The 23,005-nt window shown below is 66.9% G+C and carries 24 protein-coding genes; 12 read left to right on the top strand and 12 right to left on the bottom strand.

The features are described from left to right. Nucleotides 1-6: 6 nt before the first annotated feature. Complete coding sequence (locus J1902_RS09390) at nt 7-375, top strand: hypothetical protein (protein ID WP_207615990.1); 369 nt, start codon at nt 7-9, stop codon at nt 373-375. 218 nt (nt 376-593) lie between these two features. Here J1902_RS09390 and J1902_RS09385 read toward each other — a convergent pair whose 3' ends face one another. Further along, the gene (locus tag J1902_RS09385; RefSeq protein ID WP_207615989.1) at nt 594-1,142 is read right to left on the bottom strand and encodes a CGNR zinc finger domain-containing protein; all 549 of its coding nucleotides are present in this window, start codon (nt 1,140-1,142) and stop codon (nt 594-596) included. Between the two features lie 71 nt (nt 1,143-1,213). On the opposite strand from J1902_RS09385, the gene J1902_RS09380 reads away from it, so the two are divergent. Both J1902_RS09380 and J1902_RS09375 read left to right on the top strand, forming a co-directional pair. After that, nucleotides 1,214-2,248 (top strand): EamA family transporter, encoded by a 1,035-nt coding sequence (locus J1902_RS09380; RefSeq protein ID WP_307794410.1) that lies wholly within the window; start codon nt 1,214-1,216, stop codon nt 2,246-2,248. A 118-nt stretch (nt 2,249-2,366) separates the two neighbouring features. Then, nucleotides 2,367-2,639 (top strand): DUF2277 domain-containing protein, encoded by a 273-nt coding sequence (locus tag J1902_RS09375; protein WP_207615988.1) that lies wholly within the window; start codon nt 2,367-2,369, stop codon nt 2,637-2,639. A 20-nt stretch (nt 2,640-2,659) separates the two neighbouring features. On the opposite strand, the gene J1902_RS09370 is transcribed toward J1902_RS09375, so the two are convergent. The 6 genes from J1902_RS09370 to J1902_RS09345 form a co-directional block, all read right to left on the bottom strand. After that, nucleotides 2,660-5,038 (bottom strand): heavy metal translocating P-type ATPase, encoded by a 2,379-nt coding sequence (locus J1902_RS09370; RefSeq protein WP_372434450.1) that lies wholly within the window; start codon nt 5,036-5,038, stop codon nt 2,660-2,662. A 71-nt stretch (nt 5,039-5,109) separates the two neighbouring features. Then, complete coding sequence (locus J1902_RS09365; RefSeq protein ID WP_242701812.1) at nt 5,110-5,343, bottom strand: heavy-metal-associated domain-containing protein; 234 nt, start codon at nt 5,341-5,343, stop codon at nt 5,110-5,112. Between the two features lie 49 nt (nt 5,344-5,392). Further along, nucleotides 5,393-5,749: a metal-sensitive transcriptional regulator gene (locus J1902_RS09360; protein WP_207615985.1), complete on the bottom strand. Its 357-nt coding sequence runs from the start codon at nt 5,747-5,749 to the stop codon at nt 5,393-5,395. A gap of 57 nt (nt 5,750-5,806) precedes the next feature. Continuing rightward, complete coding sequence (locus J1902_RS09355; RefSeq protein WP_207615984.1) at nt 5,807-6,631, bottom strand: alpha/beta fold hydrolase; 825 nt, start codon at nt 6,629-6,631, stop codon at nt 5,807-5,809. Between the two features lie 22 nt (nt 6,632-6,653). Continuing rightward, on the bottom strand, nt 6,654-7,982 hold the full coding sequence (locus tag J1902_RS09350) for a ZIP family metal transporter (RefSeq protein WP_207615983.1): 1,329 nt from the start codon (nt 7,980-7,982) through the stop codon (nt 6,654-6,656). Continuing rightward, nucleotides 7,979-9,121, bottom strand: coding sequence for a multicopper oxidase domain-containing protein (locus J1902_RS09345; RefSeq protein ID WP_307794409.1), 1,143 nt, complete (start codon nt 9,119-9,121; stop codon nt 7,979-7,981). Before J1902_RS09345 ends, J1902_RS09350 begins: the two co-directional genes overlap by 4 nt. Nucleotides 9,122-9,208: 87 nt before the next feature. Between J1902_RS09345 and J1902_RS09340 the strand changes: the two genes are divergently transcribed. Next, nucleotides 9,209-9,883: a metal-dependent transcriptional regulator gene (locus J1902_RS09340; protein ID WP_207615982.1), complete on the top strand. Its 675-nt coding sequence runs from the start codon at nt 9,209-9,211 to the stop codon at nt 9,881-9,883. 255 nt (nt 9,884-10,138) lie between these two features. Here J1902_RS09340 and J1902_RS09335 read toward each other — a convergent pair whose 3' ends face one another. Beyond that, on the bottom strand, nt 10,139-10,633 hold the full coding sequence (locus tag J1902_RS09335) for a universal stress protein (protein WP_207615981.1): 495 nt from the start codon (nt 10,631-10,633) through the stop codon (nt 10,139-10,141). Between the two features lie 141 nt (nt 10,634-10,774). Between J1902_RS09335 and J1902_RS09330 the strand changes: the two genes are divergently transcribed. The 4 genes from J1902_RS09330 (at nt 10,775) to J1902_RS09315 (ending at nt 13,206) form a co-directional block, all read left to right on the top strand. Continuing rightward, complete coding sequence (locus tag J1902_RS09330) at nt 10,775-10,975, top strand: hypothetical protein (protein ID WP_207615980.1); 201 nt, start codon at nt 10,775-10,777, stop codon at nt 10,973-10,975. Between the two features lie 3 nt (nt 10,976-10,978). Continuing rightward, nucleotides 10,979-11,692, top strand: a complete 714-nt coding sequence (locus J1902_RS09325; protein ID WP_207615979.1) for a hypothetical protein — start codon at nt 10,979-10,981, stop codon at nt 11,690-11,692. A gap of 87 nt (nt 11,693-11,779) precedes the next feature. Beyond that, on the top strand, nt 11,780-12,910 hold the full coding sequence (locus tag J1902_RS09320; protein WP_207615978.1) for a WD40/YVTN/BNR-like repeat-containing protein: 1,131 nt from the start codon (nt 11,780-11,782) through the stop codon (nt 12,908-12,910). Between the two features lie 8 nt (nt 12,911-12,918). After that, nucleotides 12,919-13,206, top strand: coding sequence for a MoaD/ThiS family protein (locus J1902_RS09315; protein ID WP_207615977.1), 288 nt, complete (start codon nt 12,919-12,921; stop codon nt 13,204-13,206). 26 nt (nt 13,207-13,232) lie between these two features. Here the strand turns inward: J1902_RS09315 and J1902_RS09310 are convergent, their stop codons facing one another. The 3 genes from J1902_RS09310 to J1902_RS09300 form a co-directional block, all read right to left on the bottom strand. Continuing rightward, entirely contained in the window at nt 13,233-13,469 is a 237-nt protein-coding gene (locus tag J1902_RS09310) for a hypothetical protein (RefSeq protein ID WP_207615976.1), read from the bottom strand. 252 nt (nt 13,470-13,721) lie between these two features. Continuing rightward, nucleotides 13,722-15,113 carry an MFS transporter gene (locus J1902_RS09305; RefSeq protein WP_307794408.1) on the bottom strand — a complete coding sequence of 464 codons (1,392 nt, stop codon included), beginning with the start codon at nt 15,111-15,113 and terminating at the stop codon, nt 13,722-13,724. A gap of 34 nt (nt 15,114-15,147) precedes the next feature. Continuing rightward, entirely contained in the window at nt 15,148-16,170 is a 1,023-nt protein-coding gene (locus tag J1902_RS09300; RefSeq protein WP_207615975.1) for an MBL fold metallo-hydrolase, read from the bottom strand. Between the two features lie 93 nt (nt 16,171-16,263). Here J1902_RS09300 and J1902_RS09295 point away from each other — a divergent pair, with 93 nt between their 5' ends. Continuing rightward, nucleotides 16,264-17,181 (top strand): LysR substrate-binding domain-containing protein, encoded by a 918-nt coding sequence (locus tag J1902_RS09295; protein ID WP_207615974.1) that lies wholly within the window; start codon nt 16,264-16,266, stop codon nt 17,179-17,181. Nucleotides 17,182-17,325: 144 nt separating this feature from the next. On the opposite strand, the gene J1902_RS09290 is transcribed toward J1902_RS09295, so the two are convergent. Then, complete coding sequence (locus J1902_RS09290) at nt 17,326-18,645, bottom strand: MFS transporter (protein ID WP_207615973.1); 1,320 nt, start codon at nt 18,643-18,645, stop codon at nt 17,326-17,328. A gap of 200 nt (nt 18,646-18,845) precedes the next feature. Between J1902_RS09290 and J1902_RS09285 the strand changes: the two genes are divergently transcribed. From J1902_RS09285 to J1902_RS09275, 3 genes are all read left to right on the top strand, one after another. Next, a complete protein-coding gene (locus J1902_RS09285; protein WP_207615972.1) occupies nt 18,846-19,616 on the top strand; it encodes an IclR family transcriptional regulator in 771 nt (256 codons plus the stop codon). A 135-nt stretch (nt 19,617-19,751) separates the two neighbouring features. Then, the gene (locus tag J1902_RS09280; RefSeq protein WP_207615971.1) at nt 19,752-20,660 is read left to right on the top strand and encodes a shikimate dehydrogenase; all 909 of its coding nucleotides are present in this window, start codon (nt 19,752-19,754) and stop codon (nt 20,658-20,660) included. Beyond that, nucleotides 20,660-22,546, top strand: coding sequence for a bifunctional sugar phosphate isomerase/epimerase/4-hydroxyphenylpyruvate dioxygenase family protein (locus J1902_RS09275; protein ID WP_207615970.1), 1,887 nt, complete (start codon nt 20,660-20,662; stop codon nt 22,544-22,546). The genes J1902_RS09280 and J1902_RS09275 overlap by 1 nt, the downstream gene beginning before the upstream one ends. The last annotated feature ends 459 nt before the right edge of the window (nt 22,547-23,005 follow it).

Here is a 23,005-nt window from a genome sequence, read left to right as displayed (position 1 = left end):
GGAGGAATGACCGTGGCAAACCAGACACCAGGAGAACCGCGCAAGATGCGGACCTCGGTCAAGGGACCACTCATGTTCTCCGCATTCTGGGGAGTGCTGGCCTTCTTCGCCGTGCTGATCTTCGCCTCCGGCGGCAGTGCCCGCGCCCCGCGCTTCGACCTCGCCTTCACGGGCGCAGGCATCGCCTTCATCGTCAGCCTGGTAGTCGCCGCGATGCTGTCCATGAGCCACAAGGAAAACGCCGAGCACCTCGGCCAGGGTTCGGGCGTCAACCTGAGCTCCCGGAAGCCGGGCCACGGCCACGGTTCCGCTGCCGGTCCGTCCGCACCTCCCGCCGTCGACGGCGAGACCGACACTCCCGACGGCGACCGCTAACCTTCCGCCGCTTCCCCCGCCTCCGGGCTCCCCAAACGCTCTCTCAGCTTCGGGCCGTTTTTCCGGAACGCTCTCTCAGATCTTTATCCCGCGGGCTGCGTTCGCGCCCCAAAGTGAGAGAGCGTTGCGCTGTTTCGCCCCAAAGGTGAGAGAGCGTTTGCCGAAACGGCACCAAAGGTGAGAGAGCGTTGGGTTGGAACGACGACGCCGGGACGCGGCTATTCCGCGCTGGCCGCCTTGCGTGCCCGGTACGCTGCGACGTGCGCCCGGTTGGCGCAGTTCCCAGTGTCGCAGTAGCGCTTGGAGCGGTTGCGGCTGAGGTCCAGCACGACGGCGTCGCAGTCGTCCGCCGCACACACCCGCATGCGGTCCATCTCCTTGCTGCGGATGACGTCGATGATCGCCATGGCGGCCTCGGTGCCCATGCGGTCGGCTAGGGGCGCCTCCGGCATGGTGGCGTGCAGGTGCCAGTCCCAGTGATCGTGTTTGACCAGCTGGGGGAGCGCCCTGGCCTCGGTGAGCAGTTGGTTCACGGTCTTGGCGGCAGTGCTTTCGTCGGCCGACCACAACGAGGCCAGCAGGCTCCGCAGGCGCTTGACGCTGCGCAGTTCCGCCTCGTTTCCGGCCCGTGTGCCGGTGAATTCCTCGGCGTCCAGGAAAGCGTCCAGATCGGCCGGCGTCCGGAGGGAGTCTTCGCCGTTCGCAGCGGTGTTGATCAGATTGACGACGCTGCGGAGGGCCACCTCGGTGTCAGGCGCAAATAGCACTTTGACTCCTTACATCATTCGGGGGTATTGTCATGACCAACATCTAACTTTACTCCTGACAGGAGGCTGCTGTGTCAGCTGCAAAGACCCCGGCTGATTCGGCAGGATTCATGGCCTCGGGCCTCGGCGTTGCCTTGTTCTCTTGCGCCGTCTTCGGATTGTCCGGATCGTTTGCCAAATCCCTGCTTGAAACCGGATGGACCCCCGGTGCTGCAGTGGCCCTGCGCCTGAGCGTCGCGGCGCTGATCCTGGCGATTCCCGCCGTCTTGGTTCTCCGCGGGCGCTGGCACCAGCTCAAGGACAACTGGCTGACCATCACGCTTTTCGGCGTGATCGGCGTGGCTGGCTGCCAGCTTTTCTACTTCAACGCTGTGTCCCGGCTGTCCGTGGGCGTGGCGCTGCTCTTGGAGTACCTGGCGCCCGTGATGATCGTGCTCTGGCTGTGGTTGGCCAGCCGGCGCCGGCCGAGGGCCCTCACCGCGGCCGGCGCCCTGCTTTCCCTGGGCGGTCTTGTGCTGGTCCTCGACCTCACCGGTGCCGTCAAGGTGGACTTCGTTGGCGTGCTCTGGGGCATGGCCGCCGCAGTGTGCCTGGTGATCTACTTCTTTATCACGGCCAAGGAGAACGACACCCTCCCGCCGCTGGTCATGGCGGCCGGCGGGCTCCTGGTGGGAGCCGTGGTCATCTGGGTCGCCGGCCTCACGGGCCTGCTGCCCATGACTTTCAACACCGCCGACACCAGCTTGGGCCCCTGGACCACCCCATGGTGGCTTTCCCTGGCGGGGCTGGTGGTCCCCTCCACCGTGCTGGCCTACGTCACGGGAATCATGGCGGCCCGCAGTCTCGGTTCCAAGGTGGCGTCCTTTGTCTCCCTGACCGAAGTGCTCTTCGCGGTGGTGTGGGCGTGGCTGCTCCTGGGCGAGCTGCCCGGCCCCATCCAGCTGATGGGCGGCGGACTCATCGTTGCCGGCGTGATCCTGGTCCGCATCGATGAACTGCGCGGTGCCCGCCGCAACGAGTCCGAGCCAGGCGCCGTGGCGGTGGCCGCCGCGCTGGACCACGCGAACGACGTCGAACCCCTGCCCAGGGTGCCGGCCGCCGACTGAGGCCGGGCCCTGCCATTTGAACTGGCTCCAGAGTTTGACATGAAACTATCGGAATTCCGGGGCAGTGCTGCATGGGGACGCCTCCCCATGCAGCACTGCCCATGGCTAGCATGGTTGTATGTGCCGCAATATCCGGACCTTGCATAACTTCGAGCCGCACGCCACCAGCGCCGAGGTGGAGGCCGCCGCGCTGCAATACGTGCGCAAGATCAGCGGAACCACCAGGCCGTCCAAAGCCAATGAAGAGGCTTTCGCGGAGGCGGTGCACGAGATCGCACACATCACCCAGCACCTCCTGGATTCGCTGGTGACGCATGCGCCGGCGCGGAATCGCGAAGAGGAGGCCGCCAAGGCCCGGGCCCGGGCGGCCGTCCGCTTCGGTACTGCGTAGCGCCCCCCGCCAGCCAGCGGCTACTTGCCGAAGGAGCGCAGCCGCAGGGAGTTTGCCACCACCAGGACCGAGCTCGCGGCCATGGCGGCGCCGGCGATCATCGGGTTGAGCAGGCCCAGGGCCGCCACCGGGATGCCGACCGCGTTGTAGAAGAACGCCCAGAACAGGTTCGTCTTGATGGTCCGCAGCGTCTCCCGGGACAACTCGATGGCCTGGACCAGCTGCCCCAGATCACTGCCCATGACGGTCAGGTCCGCGGCCTCGATGGCCACATCCGTGCCAGATCCCATGGCGATGCCCAGATCCGACTGCGCCAGGGCAGCGGCGTCGTTGACGCCGTCGCCGGCCATGGCCACGATGGCGCCCTGCTGCTGCAGTTTCCGCACGGCCTCCACTTTGCCTTCCGGCAGGACTCCGGCCAGCACGTCTCCCGGCGCGATCCCGACGGCGGCAGCCACCTGGGCGGCCACGGCGGCGTTGTCCCCGGTCAGCAGCATGGGGCGGATGCCGAGCTCCTTGAGCCTGGCGATCGCAGCCGCGGAGCCGGGCTTGATGGTGTCGCGCAGGCTCACGATTCCGGCAGCCTGGCCGTCCACGGCCACCCAGATGGCAGTTGCTCCGCCGTTTTCCTGGGCCGCGAGAGTGCCCTGCTGGGCGGCGTTGGGGGCGACCCCGTTCTGTTCGAGCCAGCCGGACCGCCCGACGACCACCGTGCGGGCGGTGCCGTCCAGCACCACAGTGCCGCGGACTCCGCCGCCAGGAGCGGACGTGAAGCCATCCACGCCCGGAAGGGTGGCGGCGTCGGGCAGTCCTGCCTTCGCCGCGGCGGCGATCGCGTGGGCGATGGGGTGCTCGGACGCGGCCTCGACCGCGCCAGCCAAGGTGAGGACGGTGGTGTCGGAGTGCCCGTTCAGGGCCAGGGTGTGGTCCACGGCGAGCTTGCCGCTGGTCACCGTGCCCGTCTTGTCCAGCAGGATCGTGTTCACGCTGCGGGTGTCCTCGAGGACCTGCGGGCCCTTGATGAGGATGCCCAGCTGGGCGCCGCGGCCCGTGCCGGTCAGCAGGCCCACGGGCGTCGCGAGTCCCAGGGCGCAGGGGCAGGCGATGACCAGGACCGCGACGGCGGCAGTGAACGCGGCGTTCAGCTCGCCGGTGAACACGAGCCACAGCACAAAGGTGAGGACCGCGATCACCAGGACCACCGGCACGAAGACCGCACTGATCCTGTCCGCGAGCCGTGCAATGGGCGCCTTGCCGGTCTGCGCCTGGCTGACCAGCCGGCCCATATGCGCCAGCGTGGTGTCGGCGCCGACCCGCGTGGCGCGGACCAGCAGCCGTCCGGAGGTGTTGATCGTGGCGCCGGTGACCGGACTGTCCGGTCCGACCTCCACCGGCACCGATTCGCCGGTTACCAGCGAGGTGTCGACGGCGGACGCGCCGTGCGTGACCACGCCGTCGGTGGCGATCTTCTCACCCGGGCGGACCACGAAGACGTCGCCCACCTGGAGCTGCTCGGCTGGAATCTTGTGCTCCACGCCGCCGACCAGGACCGTGGCATCCTTGGCGCCCAGGCTCAGCAGGGCCCTGAGGGCATCGCCGGCCTTGGCCTTCGCATTGGCCTCAAGGTAGCGGCCCAGGAGCAGGAACGTGGTGACCACGGCGGCCACCTCGAAGTAGAGCCCGCCGCCCACTCCCTCCATGGACTCCATGCCGGGGTGTTCGGTCATCATCGGGTTTGCGAAGAGCTGCCAGGCCGAATACAAGTAGGCTGCCAGCACGCCGATGGAGACCAGTGTGTCCATGGTGGACGCAAAGTGGCGGGCGTTGATGGCTGCGGCCCGGTGGAACGGCCAGGCCGCCCAGCTGACCACCGGCAACGCCAAGGCCGCCGCCATCCAGCCCCAGTGCGGGAACTGTAAAGCGGGGATCATCGAGATCAGGACGACCGGGACAGTCAGTACGGCTGCGACGATCAGGCGCGGGCGGAGTTTGGCGGCGGCGGGGCCGTGCTGCATGTGGTTACCGTGCGTGGTGTCGTGTTCGGTCCGTTCGGACAGGGACATTTGCTCGGCATGCTCGCTCGTGCCTCGCTTAGACGCATGCTGCCGCAAATCTCCCTGTCCGAGCTCGTGCCGCATCTCACCACTGTTTATCGCCGGGCCGTCGTGGGCGTGCCCGTGGCCGGCGTCGTGGTGGGCGTGGAGAGTGTGTGGCGCTGGTGTCTCACGGACTGTTGCTTTGTAGCCTGTGGCGTTGACTGTGTCCACGATTTGTTGGTCTGTGATGGCTGCCGGGACGGTGACGTGGGCTGATTCCAGGGGGAGGTTGACCAGGGCTTCGACGCCGTCGAGTTTGCCCAGTTTTCGCTCCACGCGGCTGACACAGGAGGCGCAAGTCATGCCCTCGATGTCGAGCTCAATGACCCGGGTTCCGGGCTGTTGGAGTATGTCCTGCTTGTCCAAGGGAACTCCTAGGCTTCGTTGGCCACCACGAGGTAGCCGGCTTCGGCAACGGCTTCGCCAATTTCCGACGGCGAGAGCTGCTGCGTGGACGTGATGGTCACTGTGGAGATGCCGCCGGGGTTCAGGTCCACGGCGACGTCTTCCACGCCGGCCAGGGCCTCAAGTTCTTCGCTCACGCTGGAAACGCAGTGGCCGCAGGTCATGCCGGAAACGTTGACGTTGGTCTGGATGGTCTGGCTCATGGCGTGCTCCTTGGTGGTGAGTTGGATGGTGTGGTATGAGGTGGCGGGATTACCGCAGCAGGCGCCCGATGGCATCGGTGGCCTCCTTGACCTTGGCGTCGATCTGTTCGGCACGTGCACCGGGATCCGGCTCGGAGGCAGCGCCGACCACGCAGTGGCCGATGTGCTCCTCAACGAGCCCGAGGCTGACGGCATGCAGGGCCTTGGTGACGGCCGCGACCTGCGTGAGGATGTCGATGCAGTATTTGTCGTCCTCCACCATGCGCGCAATGCCGCGGACCTGCCCCTCAATGCGCTTCAGGCGACGCAGGTAGGCGTCCTTGTTGGCGGAGTAGCCGTGCCGGGCGTGGACTTCATGCTCGACGTCGATGGCTGGGGCTGTGATGCTCAGATCTACCGTGCTCATGCCACCAAGGTATACCCCCTGGGGGTATTAAAGCAAGTACCCCCTGGGGGTATTTTTTCAGGACTGTTCCCAGGACGACGGACGCGCCGTGATCCGGTCGATGAAGGCCAGGACTGCAGGGTGGGCAGGATTGATGAGGTGCCCGCCCGGGACAAACACGGTTTCGGTGTAGGGCAGGGCGCCGGACAGCCGGGCGTTGACCAGCCGGCAGGCCGCCGGAGAATCCTCAGCGGAAATGATCAGCGTGGGCCGGCGTATGCCGGCGAGCTCGTCTTCGCCGAGATCGAGCGGATCCTCGCTGAGGTCCAGGCCGTGGCCCCGCATCTCCGCCAGAACCGCGGGGCTTGTCCCGGAGAACATGGCTTTCAGCTCGTCCGGAAAGGACTCCCAGGTCTCGTCGCCGAGCGCATCGCGCACCACCGTTTCGGCTGCCGACGAGGGGTCCGCTCCCGACTTCATCAGGACCCTCCGGCGCAGCTCACTGGCCCAGGCTGCGGCATCCGGATCGATCGTAAACAGGGCAGGCTCCAGCAGGACAAGGGCTTTCACTTTGTCCGGAAAGTGGTGTGCGAAGCCGAGGGCGATTTCGCCGCCGGTGCTGCGGCCGATGACCACCGCTGGGCCGGCATGCAGCGACGCAAGGAGCGCGGCGGCGTCGTCGACGTGCTCAAGCAGATCGATGCGATCGAAGGAAACAGGGGGCGCGCTGCGGTGGAAGCCTCTGCGGTCATAGGTGATGCACCTGCCGTGCTTGGCGAGTTCCACGGCCGCGTCCTCCCAGAGCACGGCCGAACTCGGGGTTCCGTGAATGCCGAGGATCGGCACCCCGTTACCGCGTTCCTCATAGTAGAGATCGACCCCGTTTACGCGAACCCTGGTCATGTGTCCAGCCTAGGACTCCTGGCTACGTCTGGACCAGCAGTCCGGTCGCGAACATCACCAGCATGCCGAGGATGATGCCGGCGCTAGTCACCGGCGTCAGCGTGCGCCCGGCCTTGTCGCCGCCCTCCTTGTCACCGCTTTTCGTGCCCCGGAGCAGTGGCAGGATCTTGACGGCCACCTGGGCCACGGCCCCGGCGCCCACGCCCAGCAGGAAGGCCGAAATGCTCGGCTGGTAGACCGTGGCGCCGATCAGTGCGCCGGCAATGGCTGGCGATCCTGCGATCAGCCCCAGCAAGGCCAGGCGGCCAAGGCCGGGCGGCTGCTTGGCCAGCGGGGTGACGATGGCCAGCCCCTCGGTGGTGTTGTGGATGGCGAAGCCGACTATCAGCGTGGCTCCGAGCGCCAGGGAGCCCACCGCATAGGCCGAGCCGATGGCCAGGCCCTCACCCAGGTTGTGCAGCCCGATGCCGATCGCGATCAGCAGCGCGAGCCGCCGCGGCGGCAGCGCCTGCGAAACGCCCGCAGCGGGCCGTGCGGGGATGCCCGAAGCGCCCGCCCCGCGCTGTCCAGCGATGCCGGCGCCCTGCCGCCTCCGCATCCACGCGTCCGTGCCCTCCAGCAGGAGGTAGGCCACGAAGGCACCCAGGAGCACCAGCAACGGCCCACCGAATGAGCTGTTGTCCGCGACGATTTCCATGCCTTCCAGGGTGGCGTCGAACGCCAGGAAGACCAGCAGGCCCACGGTGACGCCGAGCAGCAGCTGCACCCACACCGGGGGGGAGCGGCGGACGAACGGCATCCACAGCATGCCCATCGCCACCGGGATGACGCCCACATAGACGCCGAGCAAGGCCATGAGACCGAAGAACGAGGTGCCGCGCTCCGGGCTGGGGGATGCGGCGTCGATGGCGGCCAGGATCTTGCCGCCGTTGGATGTCACCAGGGCGATCTCGTAGGGATCGCCGTCCACCCAGTGGTAGCTGACCGTGATGGTGCTCGATTCGAGCGGCGCCATGGTCTCCCGCGTCTGGGTGAAGGCCGCGTAGTAGTCCGAGACGTTCACCTGGGCGATCGAGACCGGGTCCGGTCCTTCGTTGCGGACCGTGAGTTCGATCTGCCCGGGCGTGAGGCGGACGTTCTCGACGACGGCCGCTTCCTTGGGCGGGACCCCCGCGCCGAGTTTCCCCAGCCCCGGCCCGCTCAAGAGGGTGAAGAGCCCCAGGAGGATGGCGATCAGGGCAAGCGGTCCCAGCCCGAGCAGCCAGCGCTGCCCCAGCCGCCGCGGCGCCGGACGGCGCGTGGAGGCGGCCGCCGTCGTCGTTTTCTCGGTGTTCATGTCGTCGGGGCTCATGCCGGCTCCACCTCGAAGAAGCCCATCCAGCCGAGCTCCGCAAACTCGGTCTTGTGGGCGTGGAACATGTACTTGCCCGGATAGGGGAAGCGGATTTCCACGATGCCGCGCTGGCCCTGCACCTGCGAGATGGTGTCCGTGTATTCGCTGGGCGTGAGCATGGTGCCGGTGGGGTAGTAGTAGAAGAAGTTGCCGTGGATATGGAAGGAATTGATGGGGTCGTATTCCAGGATGTTGATGAGGTGGATCCGCACCAGGGCGTTCTGCTTCACCTGCACGGGGAAGTCCATGAAGTGGAACGGCAGGCCGTTGACGGAGTAGAACTCGTTGTCGTCCCCGCCGTCCGTGTTGTAGCCGTTCATCACCATGACCATCTCGTCGTCGGCCGTAGGGCGCCCCTCGCGTGGCTCGATGATGAAGCCGCCGTAGAGGCCCTTGGCGATGTGCGGCGCCAGCGGTGACTGGTGGCAGTGGTACAGGTGCGTGCCGAACGGGGTGGCGTCGAACTCGTAAGTGAAGCTCTGGCCCGGGGCGATCGAGCCGGCGCCGATCCCCGGCGTGCCGTCCATTTCGGCCCGGTGGATGCCGTGGAAGTGCATGGTGTGCGGGTGGGCTCCGGCGTTGGTGAAGTGGATCCGCAGCGCGTCGCCCTCGCGGGCCCAGAGCGTGGGGCCCGGGATCCTGCCGTTGTAGGTCCAGCCCGGGAACGTGATCCCGGGCGCGATTTCAAAGTCCTTGTCCACCGCGACGATGTCCCACTCGCGCAGCGTGCGCCCGTCCGGCAGGGTGCTGGTCCTGCCGCGGTCGAAGTCCCGCAGGATCGCGGTGGGGTCGATGCCGGCGCGGTCCGGCGGCACCGACCCGCCGGCGAAGCCCGCGTGGCCGGCATGGTTGCCCGGGCCAGCATGGTTGCTCAGGGCGGTGCCCGACGCCGGTGTGCCCGACGGCGAAACTCCCGACGCCGGTGGGGTGCCGCCGCCGCTGTGGTCATGAAAGGCCGTGAAGGCGGGGAGCGCGGCCAGTGCCGCGGCGCCCGAAATCATCGAGCGCCTGCTGGGCAGGACCGATCCGGACTGGGCGGATCCAGGCAGGGCCGATCCGGCCCGTGCGGCCCCGTCCTGTACAGGAAATTTGGCCACGGCTCCTCCTGAAACAACACTGTTCACTGGGCCTAACTTAATTGTTAGGCAAGTCTAACATTCCGCTTTCGCTTGATATCATCGGATATGCCCGTTTCGGATTTAAGCCACGCTGCCCAGGACTACCTCAAGCTGATCTGGAACGCCACCGAGTGGTCTTCCACGCCGATCACGGTGAGTGTGATGGCGGAGCGGCTGGGTGTCCGGCCCTCCACGGCGTCAGACGGCATCAAGAAGCTGGCCAAGCAGGGCCTGGTCACGCACGCACCCTACGGCAGCATCGAACTGACGGCCGAGGGCCGCGAGCATGCCGTGGCGATGGTCCGCAGGCACCGTCTTCTGGAGACTTTCCTGGTGCAGGTCCTTGGCTACGGGTGGGACGAAGTGCACGACGAAGCGGAAATCCTGGAGCACGCCGTCTCGGATTTCCTGATCGCCAGGATTGACGACCATCTCGGCCATCCCACGCGTGATCCGCATGGCGATCCGATCCCTTCGGCGGATGGCAAGCCGCACCTCCCGCAGGGCATCCTGCTCTCCGACGCCGGGCCGGAGTCAGAGGTGGTCATCACGCGCATTTCCGACGACGATCCGGAGATGCTGCGCTACTTCACCGAGCTGGGTTTGGCGCCGGATGTCCGGCTGACGGTCCGGGAGCGGCGGCCCTACACGGACGTCACCACCATCCGGCGGCAGGGCAGCGATCACGACGCCGACCTCGGCCCCGTCGCGGCAGCGGCCATCTGGGTTGTGGCCGGGTAGCCGGTACCCCCAAGGCTGTCGCTTAAACAAAGAGCTCCGGAGTGCATTATTGGGGGATATGCACTCCAGAGCGGCCTTTGGGCAGGTGCTTTGCTTGCCTGCTGTAAATACTCTACGGGCCGATCGGGACCTTGGCCAGCACCTCGAATAAGTATTTTGACTTTACTTTTTCGGGGGCGTGTGCAAGGCCCGGTTTGCCGGCTGGTGGGAACAAGGATGGCACGGCTGCGCCGGCATGAATAAACTTCGGCCCGCTCAGCTCTTGCCCTGTTTGGCCGGCGGCACGATGAGCACCGGCGTGTGCTGGTGGTGGCTCAGCCAGGAGGCCACCGAACCGTTCAGCGCCTCGGAGATCCGGTGCCCCAGCCCGGGCTCCGGCGTGCCGACGATGATCATGGAGGCATGGACATCCGCGGCCAGCCGGCCGAGCGCGCGGGCTGGATCACCGGCAAGGAGCCGCACGGTCCACTCCGCGGGGCTCCCGAGCAGGGCGGTCTTGATGAACGCGGCCAGCTCGTCGCGGACAGCCTCAATATCGGCGTCGGCCTTTTCGGGATGCAGGGACATGCGGTGGGTTTCCCTGGACGGATCCCATTCCACCAGATAGCTGGCCTCGTCCACGTAGGCGCAGACCATGGGCGTTCCCAGCCCCTCAGCAAGGATGCGCGCGGTCTTCAGTACCTCGACGTGCTGGCCGGGCAGGACACCCACCACCAAGGGAACCGGGCCGCTGAAACTTTCCGGAGACATACTTCATTGTGGCGCGGCCCGGGGGTCCTTGAACAGGCCGCGGACCTGCTCCTGCGGAAAGCGCGTTGGGCTCCGACGCATGCCCTTGTAGACGTCCGCGCGCGGGCCTACCTTTAATCCGAGGAGAAGGGGTGGTCCGGCATGGAAATCTTCATGTGGTGGCTGGATATCAACATCGAGAGCAAGGAATGGCTGCGGGACAACCTGCGGGCAAAGGAACTGCCGCTGCAGGTGATCCAGCACATCGCCGAAGCCGGCGGGCCGCATCCCGACGACGTCACGGGCATCCTCACGGAGGCCGACTGGGACTTCATCGAGACGCAGTCGGAGTTCGTGGACTGAACCATGCCCGTCACAGGCCGAGTCGTCACTGCTGCGGTGCTGCTCGCCGTTGAGGCAGCACTGGCGGTGCTGGCCGTGCTGGTTCACCACGGATTCATGAGAGTGTACGGCGATGTCACCGGTACCGCGTTCGAGGGGCTCGCCTGGGGGTTGACGGTCGGCCCCTCCGGACTGGCGCTCGGTCTGGTCGCGGTGGTTGCCGTGATCGGCTTGGTGCTCTCGCCACGACTGTGGATGCGGCTGACGGCCGTGGCCCTCCCGGTCCTCATGCTGCTCGGGATGTTTGCTGTCACCCCCTTGGCACTGGGGCAGCGGATTGAGATGCAGTTCGGCTCCTCTCCGCAATGCGTGATCGAGGGCTCGGGTGAGCCCATGGCCACTGCAGAGCGTGAGTCCCAGCGGGCGTTCGATTCCATCGAGCACATCGGCTATTTCAGCGGTGGCGGCACAAGTGGTGTCGGCGGCTGTCTCCGCCAGTTCGTGCTTTCAGAAGACGTCGATGTGTTGCAGCACTATCGTGCAGCGCTCCCAGAGGCGGGCTGGGAAGTGGTCGAGGATGACGGGCGCCACCTGCGGGCCCAGCGTGATGGGCTGGCGTTCGAGGTGATGCCCTGCCCTGGAGGCGGTCTTGTCTGGGCCGGAAGCGACGACGACTCCGCATACGGACCGGGAAGCCCTGTGCAGATGAGTCCTGACATTTGTGCACACGGCTTCTGAAAACGACACCGGGTATCCCGGCCTCGGCAGGTGCCGGTGGCGGGCCTTGCCCCAAAACCGTTGCGGCTCCCGGGCGTGCGTGGTTGCATGGGGTTCATGGCTACCGCAGAGAGTTATGTCTTAGCGATCGGGACCAAAAAAGGACTGTGGCTGGCACGCAGCACAGACCGCAAAGAATGGTCCCTCTCCGGCCCGCACTTCCTGATGAGCGAAATCCCCAGCATCGGAATCGACACGCGGGACGGCCGGACCAGGATCATGGTAGGGGTGCGCTCCGAACACTGGGGGCCCACCGTCGCCCACTCCGATGACCTGGGCGCCACCTGGACCGAGCCCGAACAGGGCGCCATCAAGTTTCCCGAGGGCACCGACGCCGCGCTGGAGCGCATCTGGCAGATCCACCCCGACGCCGAGTCCCGCCCCGGCGTCGTCTGGGCCGGAGGCGAGCCGATTTCAGTGTGGAAATCCACCGACGGCGGCGAGCACTTCGAGCTGAACCGAGGATTGTGGGACCACCCGCACCGCAGCGAGTGGGGCGCCGGTTACGGCGGCGCGGCCGCCCACTCGATCGTGCTGGACCCTTCCGGCGAGCAGGTCCATGTCGCCATGAGCACGGGCGGCGTCTACAGATCGCTCGACGGCGGCACCTCCTGGGAGCCCCGCAACAAGGGCATCTCGGCCTACTTCATGCCCGACCCCAATCCCGAGTTCGGCCAGTGCGTCCACAAGATCGCGGCGGATGCCGCCGTCGGGGGCCGTCTCTACGCGCAGAACCACCACGGCGTGTACCGCACGGACGACAACGGCGAGAACTGGGACTCCATTGCCGAGGGGCTGCCGGCGGACTTCGGCTTCGTCATGCTCACGCACCCGCGGCGGGCCGGCACCGCGTGGGTGGTCCCACTGAAGGCCGACGGCGAGAGGATCCCGCCGGACGGGCGGCTCGCCGTGCACCGGACGGACGACGCCGGCAACTCCTGGAAGCGGCTGGACACCGGCCTGCCGGAGCACGAATACAACAGCGTGCTGCGCGATGCGGCCTCGGTGGATGCAGCGGAACCCGCCGGCGTGTACTTCGGGACCCGGGGCGGCACCGTCTACGCCAGTGCCGACGAGGGCGAGACGTTCACCGAAGTGGCCTCACACCTGCCGGACGTCTTGTGCGTCCGGGCGGCTGTCGTCGGCGATTTTGCCGTCAGCGCCCCGGTGCCCGGATAGGGCCCGTCGTGGCTGACTTCACGGTCCTTCTGCCGGGCGTCCTGCAGCCTCTCGTCGGCGGACAGTCCTATCTGACTGCGTCCGCCGACGGGGCTGTGACCATTGGACGGTTGCTGGACTCGGTGACCGGGGATTACCCGGTGCTGGCCCGGCGCTTGCGGGATGAAACCGGTGCGCTCCGCCGCTACGTGAATATTTACGTGAACGGCGACGAGGTCCGGCAGCTGTTGGGTCTGGATACGGAAGTTGCGGCGGGCCAGGAGGTGTTGATCATCCAGTCCGTGGCCGGCGGCTGAGCGGGCGTCGAGGGTCAAGCCGGGATTCAGGCGACCCGCCACACGCTGCATTCGTCGGTATTGATGGCTTTGCGCATGCCCGAGGCGTGGTCCATGATCCAGACGACGCCGATTCCGGGTGCCGTCTCCTGGACCCTGCCCTTGCGGATGACCACGTCATCGTAGGCGGGTCCCACGGAGAGGCGGGCCTCGATCTCGTCGCCCCGGTGGAGCTGGGCAATGGCGCGGATACGTGTTGGGTGGCTGTGGACTTCCTTTAGCATCGTGACCTCCTGAGCGGGAGCTGGTGCCTGCACTTGCCGGCCATTCCAGTGTGGCGCGGCAATGTTGCCATGGTATTTCGCTGCGGTTAGAGTCCGGTTAGTTCTGCGGGTTGCCGTGTTTCGGAGTCTGTTCTGGATGGCGGCCGGTGCCGATCCCGCCGTCGTTCCTTCCCCGCCACCGGCTCCGGACGCACGAAAGCCCGGCGTGTCGTGAAAACACGCCGGGCTTCGCATGGTCAGCGGGGCGGATGCTCAGTCCAGTTCGCGCCGGGTCCCTTCCGCGGTTGCACGGACGGCCACCACGGCGGCGAGCATGACGGCGATCCAGAACACGCCGATCAGCCAGATGCCTCCTCCGGTGGCGAGGCTCAGCCCGGCCACGATCATGGGCGTGAAACCGGCCCCCAGCATCGAGGCGCCCTGGTAGGCCAGCGAGGCTCCGGTGTAGCGGTTGCGCGTAGGGAACTGTTCGGCCACGTATGCGGCAATCGGTCCGTAGATGAGCCCCTGAACCAGCCCGTTCCCGAGGACAATCGCCAGGCCGAAGCCCCAGATCGTGCCGTTGTTGATCAGCATCAGGATGGGGTAGGCCAGCGCCGCGCCGAGGAGGGAGCCGGCGATCAGTACGGGCTTGCGGCCGAGCCGGTCGCTCAACCGTGCCGAGTAGAAGCAGACCACCAAGGTCAACAAGGCGGCCCCGGCCTTGAGGTTTAACACACCGTTCTTGTCGGCGCCGTTGTCCACGGCCACGGACACGCCCCACACCGTGGTCATGGCCTGGCAAACGTAGAAGGCGGTGGTTGCTGTCAAGCCCAGGAGGACGGCGCGGGGGTTGTTCCGCAGGACGTCCACCAGCGGCACCTTTTTCTTTTCGCCGGCGGCCTCCAGTTTCTGGAAGGCGGGCGTCTCCGAGACCTTGAGCCTGATGACGAGCCCGACGGCGATCAGCACCGCGCTGATCAGGAACGGCACGCGCCAGCCCCACACCAGGAAGTCCTCGCCGGACGTGGCGGCGAACAACGAGAGAGCCAAGGCGCCAAGAACTGCCCCGGCCGGTCCGCCGGCGTTGGCGAAAGCGGCTGCGAAGCCGCGATGCTTCATGGGCGCATGCTCGATTGCCATGAGCGCTGCGCCGCCCCATTCGCCGCCCACGGCGACCCCCTGGACGAGACGGAGAACCACCAGGGCCACCGGAGCCGCGATGCCGATCTGTGCAGTGGTAGGCAGCAGCCCGATGAACGTGGTGCCCACGCCCATGATCAGCATGGACAGGACAAGCATCTTCTTCCGGCCCAGCCGGTCACCGAAATGGCCAAAGACAATGCCGCCCAGCGGACGCGCGACATAACCGACGGCCAGGGTGGCGAAGGAGGCGAAGAGCGCGAAGCCCGGTCCAAGGTTGGCGAAGAAGACCTTGTTGAACACCAGGCTCGCTGCCGTGGCGTACAGCATGAAGTCGTAGTACTCAATGGCGCTGCCCACGAAGCTGGAGGCCAGGATGCGCCGCATGTCCTTGGTATTCAGGGACTGGTTCGCCGCCTGAAGGGCTGCCTCGCTTGGCGCCTCTGTGGGGCCCGCAATGCCGGCGGCGCTGCCGGTGTGGTGCGGAACTGGGGTGATGGTGTCGCTTGAAACGGGGTTCACGTTGGTCCTCTCCTTTGAAGTATGAACGCGGGTGTCAGTTGGCGCGAGCGAACGGAATGACGTCCAGGTCGCGGGGCAGAATGAAGCGGCCTTCGAAGTGCTCGGCTGCCTCTTCCCAGATGCGGTCCGCGGCCGAGCCGGGGACCAAGTGGTGCAGTGCGAGCTGTCGTGCGCCGGCGGCCTCTGCGGCTTTGGCGGCGTCGCGGACACTGGTGTGGGACTTGTAGTGGTGGTCCCGGGCTGCCCTGGAGGCCTCGTCAGCCTTGTCCGCGTAGAGCGATTCCACCCAGTCGAAGTCGATTGCCTCGTGAAGCAGCAGATCGGTGCCCTGGGCCAAGGTCACGAGGTTCTGCGTGAAGCAGGTGTCGCCGGAGATGGTCACCGAGCCTTCGGCGGTGTCGAAGCGGAAGGCGAAGGCCGGAGCCACAGGCGGATGTTCCACGAGGATGGCGGTCACGGTGACCAGCTCGTCCTTGTAGACCTCGAATGGCTCCATGGCAGGAGTCGGGCTGGCGTTGGGGTGGTAGCCGGAGGAAGCCGGGATGGTGATGTCCTCGGCGCGGAACACGTCCAGCGGACTCGGCTTGAGGCTGTCCAAGATGCGGTCGTTGAGGTCCGTTGCATGGGCGGCCATGAGCTTTTCGAACATTTCGCGGGTACCCGGCGTCGGGCATTCCGGCGCCAGAGGCGCTGGGGCGACGACGGCGCGGGGCGACACCGGGGGCAGTTCACCGCGGTTTCCCGGGCCGATGATGCGGACGGGGTTCTCCGTCCGGTCCTGGAAGGCGTAGAGCCCGAAGATGCCGAGGCCGGCGAGGTCGTAGACGTGGTCCGAGTGCAGGTGGGTGATGAAGAGAGCCCGCATGTCCTTGAGCTTGAGCCCGGACTGGCTGAGCCGGCGGCCGGCGCCCTGCCCGAAGTCCACCACGTAGAAGGCATCCCCGACGACGACGGCCGTCGCGATCCCGCTGCGCTCGCTCGCCTCGGCGGCTTCCCACCAGCGGGGACCGCCGGCGGTGCCGAGGGTGACGACGTACGGGTGGAGGTTGGCGCTCATGGGATTCCTTCGATGGACGGCTTTTCTCCATAGTGGCGCCCACCACAATATTTGTATAATCAATCAATCATAGGATGATCATCAGTAGGAGTTATGGGCGAATTCACACTGCGCCAGCTTGAGTACTTCGTGGCCGTTCTTGAGCATGGCTCGCTGACGGAGGCCGCGAAGCAGAGCAACATCTCGCAGGCGGGCGCGTCCATGGCCATTGCCCAGCTGGAGAAGTCCCTCGGCATGGATCTGCTCATCAGGACTCGCTCAAAAAAGGTGGCGCCCACTGCCGCAGGCCAGGAGCTGGGAACCCGGGCACGGCGGATCCTCGCGGAGGCCGCGGAGCTCCCGGCCGCCCTCAATGACGGCCGGGACCAGATGCGCGGACGCGTGGCCATCGGCTGCATGACGGCCATTTCGCCAAGAATCATCCCTCAATTGCTCGGGAGGATCTCCCGCCGCTGGCCGGACATCCGGCTGGAGTTCGTGGAAGGCCCGGCTGAGGAGCTGCAGCATGCCGTGGCGGACGGGACCCTGGACCTGGCCCTGGTGTATTCGCTGCAGGCCGTGGCGGACGTGGACCTTCTGGTCCTGACGGAGTCACGTCCTCATTTCATGCTGGCGGCCACGCATCCGCTGGCAGCCCGGGACTCGCTGCGGTTCGCCGACCTTGCCCAGGAGGATGTGATCCTCCTGGATGTGCCGCCCAGCGCCGAGCGGGTGATCTCGATGTTCCGGGCGGCCGGCGTGGAGCCGAGGGTACGGTGGCGGAGCGTGGTGGCGGAAACCATCCGCGGCATCGTGGCCAGCGGGCAGGCTTGCAGCGTCACCCACGTATGGCCGGGAATGGTGCCCAACTACCTCGGTGCCAACATCCGCCTGGTGCCGATCACGGACGAGACACCGCCGAACCGACTGGTTGCCGCCGTCGCTCCCGGTGTACGCCGCCCGCGGCGCGTGGAGGAGGTCATCGCCACGGCCAAGGACCTTGCCAGCGCTGCCGGTCCGGGCGACGGCTAAACGCGACGCTCCTGCCCAGTTGCTCCGGCCAGCACCCGCCGCCGGGCAGCAGAAGAGCCCGGCATGTCGCGGAACATGCCGGGCTCCTCTGCGCAGCGGAGAAAGCAACTGGGCTGGAGCGCAGTGCCTACCGCGCGGCGGGGGCTACTTCAGCCCGAGCTCCGCCGTCGGGGTCTTGCTGGATTCGCGGGCCGTTGATGCCGATACCGCTGCGATGACGCAGATGACGGCGGTGAAGATGGAGATCTGGATCCAGCCGCCGGGCTTGGTGCCGCCGATGGCCGTGACGATCGCCGGGGCGAAGCCGGCCATGAGGAAGCCGAGCTGCGTGCCGATGGCCAGGCCGGAGAAACGGACCCGGGTGCTGAACATTTCGCCGTAGAAGGACGGCCACACGGCGTTGGCGGCGGCATAGCCGAAGGCGAAGTACACCACGGACACTAGGAACATCAGCGGGACCATGCCGGACTCGAGGGTGAGCAGGAACACCGGAGTCATGACGGCGCTGGCCAGGGCGCCGTAGATGAAGACGGGCTTGCGGCCGATCCGGTCAGCGAGGGTGCCGAAGAGCGGCTGCGTGCCGAGGGCCACGATGTTGGCCACCACCACGAGCCACAGCGTGATGGTGCTGTCTACATGCGCCACGTCCTTGGCGTACTTGATGGCGAGCGTGCCGAAGACCGTGCTGACGGCGGCGATGAAGGCGCAGCAGACCACGCGGAGGACGTCGCGCCAGTGCAGCTTCAGGAGGTCGGCGACGGGCAGCTTGGAGATCTGGTTGTGCTTCTTGGCCTCGGCGAACGCGGGCGGCTCGTGCAGGGTGCGGCGGATGAAGAACGCCACCAGCACCACCACTGCGCTCAGCCAGAACGGGATGCGCCAGCCGATGCCGTACTTGATCTCGTCAGGGAGTGCGACAACGGGGATGAAGACCAGGGCGGCGAGGACCTGGCCGCCCTGGGTGCCGGTGAGGGTCCAGGACGTGAAGAAGGAGCGGCGGTTGTCCGGGGCGTGTTCAAGGGTCATCGAGGAGGCGCCGGCCTGTTCGCCGGCGGCCGAGAGGCCCTGGCAGAGCCGGGCAAGCACCAGCAGGATGGGGGCCCACCAGCCGATGGTCTTGAAATCGGGGAGGCAGCCGATCACAAAGGTGGCGGCGCCCATGAGCAGCAGGGTGAACATGAGGACCTTCTGCCGGCCGATGCGGTCGCCGAAGTGCCCCAGGATGACCGCGCCTACCGGGCGGGCCACATAGGCGAAGCCGAAGGTGGCGAAGGACATGATGGCCGCGTTGGCGTCTGCGCTGGGGAAGAAGACGTGCGGGAAGATCAGCGCGGCGGCCGAACCGAAGATGAAGAAGTCGTAGTACTCGACGGCGCTGCCGAGGAAGCTGGCAAGCGCGGCCTTCTTGGGTGTCCCTGCCGGGGCTGCGGTGCCCGGGACCGTGGACGGCTGGGTGTGGCTCATGGGGTTCCTTCGTGTGACGACGGTGTCGCGGGATGAATCCTGGGTGGTGCCGGCCCGTGGGTGCCGCCGGTCAGTCCGATGCGTAGCCGCATGGTGAGAGCTACTTGCGTAATACAGAAATTATGGCTGTGAGTGCGATCACTGTCAAGATTTTGTTCACGATCTAGAAATAGCTCTCACAATGTGGGAGTATTTAGCCTATGGATGTGAAAGAGGACACAAAAACCGACATGGTGGGCAAGGCGCTGGGGCTGCTGGTGTTGCTGGGCAACGAGCCGAAGGGGGCCAGTGCTTCCGAGCTGGCGCGGAATGCCGGGCTGCCGTTCAGCACCACCTACCGCCTGCTGGGCTCCCTGACGCGCGACGGCTTTGTTGACTACGAGCCGGACGGCCGGCGGTACCACCTGGGCCTGCGTGTCTTCCAGCTTGGCCAGCGGGTCTCCAATCACCACGGCTTCGCCGCCACCGCATTGCCGGTCCTGCAGCGCGTCACCGCGCGCACCGGCGAGGCCACCATCCTGTCCGTGCGCGACGGCGACCACCACCTCACTGTCAACAAGGTGGATGGCCCGCAGACCTTCCGCATTACCAGCGATCCTGGACACCTCGGCGCTCTGCACACCACCTCGGTGGGCAAGGCCCTGGTCGCCTTCGCTGACGACACCGAACGGCACCGCCTGGTGGAGGAGCTCGAGCTCGAGCCGCTCACCGAGTTCTCCATCACCAGCCGCGACGCCTTCCGCGCTGAGATCGAACAGGTCCGGCGCCAGGGCTATGCGGTCATGGACCAGGAGAACGAGCTGGGCATGCGCGCCGTGGCTGTTCCGGTGGTGAATGCGCAGGGTCACGCCTTCGCCTCGCTCGCCACGGCCGTGCCGGTGTTCCGGCTCAGCATGGAAGCACTCGTGGCCCATGTGCCCTTGCTCCAGGAGGCCGCGGCTGAACTCGCGGCGCGCCTGCCGCAGCGGTAAGCGAAGCGCAAGCGTTCGCAATAAGAACGCTGCTGCGGAATATGAACCTTCACAACAATCTAAATCAAACACCCGGCCAGCCCCCGGCGCCCTTGGCGTCCAGGCCCCGCGTGCTGAAGTCAAAGGAGCTTTAGGATGAGTAACCGAGCTGAGTCCGTGCTGGTGGGCCTCATCGGCGAGGGCGTCACGCCGTCGCTGACGCCACCCATGCACGAACGCGAGGCCGACGTCCAGGGTTTGCGTTTCCTCTATCGCCCCATCGACCTGCTGGAGCTCGCCCTGCCCGCCGCCGCCGTGGGGGATCTCCTCCTGGCCGCCCGGCAGCTGGGCTTCAACGGGCTGAACATCACCCACCCGTGCAAGCAGCTGGTCCTGGACCACCTGCACGAAATCTCCGACGACGCCCGCCGCCTGGGCGCCGTCAACACGGTCCTGATCCGGGACGGCCGCTTCATCGGCCACAACACCGACTTCTCCGGCTTCGGCTCCGCCTTCGCGGCGGGCCTCCCGGGGGCGGCCCTGGACCGCGTGGTGCAGCTGGGAGCCGGCGGTGCCGGATCCGCCGTCGCGTATGCGCTCCTGACCGCCGGGGTGAAGGCCCTGGACCTTGTGGACATGGACCCGGCACGCTGCGCCGAACGGGCGGCGGAACTCGCCGGGCTGTTCCCCGGTGCCACTGTCACGGCACGCACGACGGCGGAGCTGCCGCAGCTGATGCCGCTGGCCGACGGCCTGGTGCACTGCACCCCCGTGGGCATGGCGGCACACCCCGGACTGCCCCTGGACATCGCCCTGGTGGAGCCGCGCCACTGGGTGGCGGACATCGTCTACCGCCCCATCGAAACGGAATTGGTCCGCGGGGCCCGCGTCAAGGGCTGCCGGGTGCTCGACGGCGGACGCATGGCAGTGGGCCAGGCCGCCGACGCCTTCCGCCTCTTCACCGGACGCGACGCCGATCCGGACCGCATGCGCGCTCACTTCCTGGAACTGGTGGACGCCGAAGAATCCAGTGCCGAAGATGCGCTGGCGACGGTGGGCCGCTGATGCGCACCGGAATCGCCACCGTCTGCCTGTCCGGGACGCTGAAGGAGAAGATGCAGGCCTGCGCCATTGCAGGCTTCGACGGCATCGAAATCTTCGAGCAGGACCTCGTCACCTCGCCGCTGAGCCCCGAAGACGTGCGCGCCATGGCCGCCGACCTCGGCCTCGGCCTGGATCTCTACCAGCCGTTCCGCGATTTCGACGGCGTCACCGCGGAGCTGCTCAAGGCGAACCTCCGGCGCGCCGAGGCCAAGTTCAAGCTGATGTCCCGCCTGGGCATGGACACCATCCTGGTCTGCTCCAACGTCGCCACGGCCACGATTGACGACGACGAACTCCGGGCCTCGCAGCTGGCCCAGCTCGCGGCGCTTGCCGGCGAGCACGGCGTCAAGGTTGCTTACGAGGCCCTGGCCTGGGGCAAGCACGTCAACGACTACGAGCACGCCCACCGCCTGGTGGAGATGGTGGACCACCCCAACCTCGGCACGTGCCTGGACTCCTTCCACATCCTGTCCCGCGACTGGGACACCGCGCCCATCGAGGACTTCAACGCGGACAAGATCTTCTTCGTCCAGGTTGCCGACGCCCCCAAGCTCTCCATGGACGTCCTCTCCTGGAGCCGCCACTACCGCGTCTTCCCGGGCGAGGGCCAGTTCGAGCTCGCCAAGTTCATGGGCCACGTGGTCCGCGCCGGCTACACGGGCCCGGTCTCCCTGGAGGTCTTCAACGACGTCTTCCGGCAGTCCGATGTGGAGCGCACGGCCGTGGATGCCATGCGCTCGCTGATCTGGCTGGAGGAGCAGAGCGCCAAGTGGCTCGAAAGCACCTCCGCCGAAGCCGCAGCCGGCAGCGTTCCTGCCTCCCGCCGTCGTTATCCCATGGAACTGGCCACGCTGCCCAAGGTGAGCGAACCGGCAGGCTTCAACTTCGCCGAGGTCAAGGCCGATGATACCGCCCGGCTCGAGAAGCTGCTGGGCCAGCTCGGCTTCGGGTTCGAAGGCCGCCACCGCACCAAGGACGTCCAGCTCTGGACCATGGGGCAGGCTCGCGTGATCATCAACGAGCAAGCGGCGTCGCACTCGGAACCGGCTATCGCCGCTTTGGGGTTCGACGTCGATTCGCCAGTGATTGCCTCCGCCCGCGCCCAGCAACTCAAGGCGCCGGTGGTCCAGCGCCGCGTGCAGGCGGACGAGGAAGTCTTCCAAGGCATTTGCGCCCCGGACTCCACCGAGATCTTCCTGTGCCAGGGCAGCCCGGACGGCACCGCCGCCTGGACGCACGAGTTCGGTGAGGGTCTGGAACACCCGGGTTCGGGGAATCGTGCGGTCATTGACCACGTAAATCTGGCCCAGCCATGGCAGCACTTCGACGAAGCAGTCCTCTTCTACACCAGCGCCCTGGCCCTGGAACCGCAGCCCTTCGCCGAGGTCCCCAGCCCCAGCGGCCTGGTCCGCTCGCAGGTCATGCAGACGACGGATGGTGCCGTGCGACTCGTACTGAACCTGGCACCTGCGCAGCAGGCATCGGCACAGCAGGCGCAAAGCGCACGCAAGAGCTACCAGGAACACATCGCCTTCGCCGTGGATGATCTCGTGGCAACGGCGCGGTCCGCACGGGACCGCGGCCTTGAGTTCCTGCAGATTCCGGCCAACTACTACGAGGACCTGGACGCCCGCTTCGACCTCGAACCGGGATTCCTGGCCACCCTCAAGGAGCTCAACCTCCTGTACGACCGGGACGCCGACGGGGAATTCCTCCACTTCTACACCGCCACCGTGGGCAGCGTGTTCTTCGAAATGGTGGAACGCCGGGGCAACTACGGAGGCTACGGCGCGCCCAACGCCCCCGTACGCCACGCCGTCCAGTACGACCACCTGCACCGCAATTGACCGGACCAGGAGCGCGAACTGGCGCCAGATGACCTCAAAAACCGAATCAAGGGGCATCTGCTGCCAGTTCGAGCCGTAGCGACACCAAGCAGGTCCGCCAGGGGCGTCCGGACAGGGACTTAATGAGCTCGTCGGCGCGGCGGAGCCGGAGTGCTGGCTGCAGACCGGGGCCCCGGGACCGTGACAAGGGCGCGGTGCTGTTGCCCCGGCTGTGGACTAATTGATTAATCAAGTCGTAGGATGTAGACGACCATCGGTCTCACGGCTCTAGGGGGTGTCGAGAATGAACGAAGTGCGCAGGTTTCCGCGCGCCCGGCATGTTCTCCGCTCCGTGTTTATTGCCGGCGCCGGCGCCGCCGCCTGGATGGCACTTTCCGCCGCACCGGCCACCGCCGACGCCGGAAACGACGGCAGTCCCTCGCTTCTGGGCGGCTTGACGGCCACCGTGTCGTCCGTGGC

The organism is Arthrobacter cavernae (assembly GCF_017368795.1).
Classification (GTDB): Bacteria; Actinomycetota; Actinomycetes; order Actinomycetales; family Micrococcaceae; genus Arthrobacter; species Arthrobacter cavernae.
This window is presented reverse-complemented; position numbering and strand designations above follow the sequence as displayed.

Coding starts and splice junctions, on each gene's coding strand:
- J1902_RS09335 (WP_207615981.1), bottom strand. CDS start 10,633: ATGTCTCCGGAAAGTTTCAGCGGCCCGGTTCCCTTGGTGGTGGGTGTC.
- J1902_RS09350 (WP_207615983.1), bottom strand. CDS start 7,982: ATGAGCCCCGACGACATGAACACCGAGAAAACGACGACGGCGGCCGCC.
- J1902_RS09365 (WP_242701812.1), bottom strand. CDS start 5,343: ATGAGCCAGACCATCCAGACCAACGTCAACGTTTCCGGCATGACCTGC.
- J1902_RS09340 (WP_207615982.1), top strand. CDS start 9,209: ATGCCCGTTTCGGATTTAAGCCACGCTGCCCAGGACTACCTCAAGCTG.
- J1902_RS09330 (WP_207615980.1), top strand. CDS start 10,775: ATGGAAATCTTCATGTGGTGGCTGGATATCAACATCGAGAGCAAGGAA.
- J1902_RS09355 (WP_207615984.1), bottom strand. CDS start 6,631: ATGACCAGGGTTCGCGTAAACGGGGTCGATCTCTACTATGAGGAACGC.
- J1902_RS09310 (WP_207615976.1), bottom strand. CDS start 13,469: ATGCTAAAGGAAGTCCACAGCCACCCAACACGTATCCGCGCCATTGCC.
- J1902_RS09295 (WP_207615974.1), top strand. CDS start 16,264: ATGGGCGAATTCACACTGCGCCAGCTTGAGTACTTCGTGGCCGTTCTT.
- J1902_RS09275 (WP_207615970.1), top strand. CDS start 20,660: ATGCGCACCGGAATCGCCACCGTCTGCCTGTCCGGGACGCTGAAGGAG.
- J1902_RS09290 (WP_207615973.1), bottom strand. CDS start 18,645: ATGAGCCACACCCAGCCGTCCACGGTCCCGGGCACCGCAGCCCCGGCA.
- J1902_RS09280 (WP_207615971.1), top strand. CDS start 19,752: ATGAGTAACCGAGCTGAGTCCGTGCTGGTGGGCCTCATCGGCGAGGGC.
- J1902_RS09320 (WP_207615978.1), top strand. CDS start 11,780: ATGGGGTTCATGGCTACCGCAGAGAGTTATGTCTTAGCGATCGGGACC.
- J1902_RS09390 (WP_207615990.1), top strand. CDS start 7: ATGACCGTGGCAAACCAGACACCAGGAGAACCGCGCAAGATGCGGACC.
- J1902_RS09325 (WP_207615979.1), top strand. CDS start 10,979: ATGCCCGTCACAGGCCGAGTCGTCACTGCTGCGGTGCTGCTCGCCGTT.
- J1902_RS09285 (WP_207615972.1), top strand. CDS start 18,846: ATGGATGTGAAAGAGGACACAAAAACCGACATGGTGGGCAAGGCGCTG.
- J1902_RS09300 (WP_207615975.1), bottom strand. CDS start 16,170: ATGAGCGCCAACCTCCACCCGTACGTCGTCACCCTCGGCACCGCCGGC.
- J1902_RS09360 (WP_207615985.1), bottom strand. CDS start 5,749: ATGAGCACGGTAGATCTGAGCATCACAGCCCCAGCCATCGACGTCGAG.
- J1902_RS09375 (WP_207615988.1), top strand. CDS start 2,367: ATGTGCCGCAATATCCGGACCTTGCATAACTTCGAGCCGCACGCCACC.
- J1902_RS09370 (WP_372434450.1), bottom strand. CDS start 5,038: ATGACTTGCGCCTCCTGTGTCAGCCGCGTGGAGCGAAAACTGGGCAAA.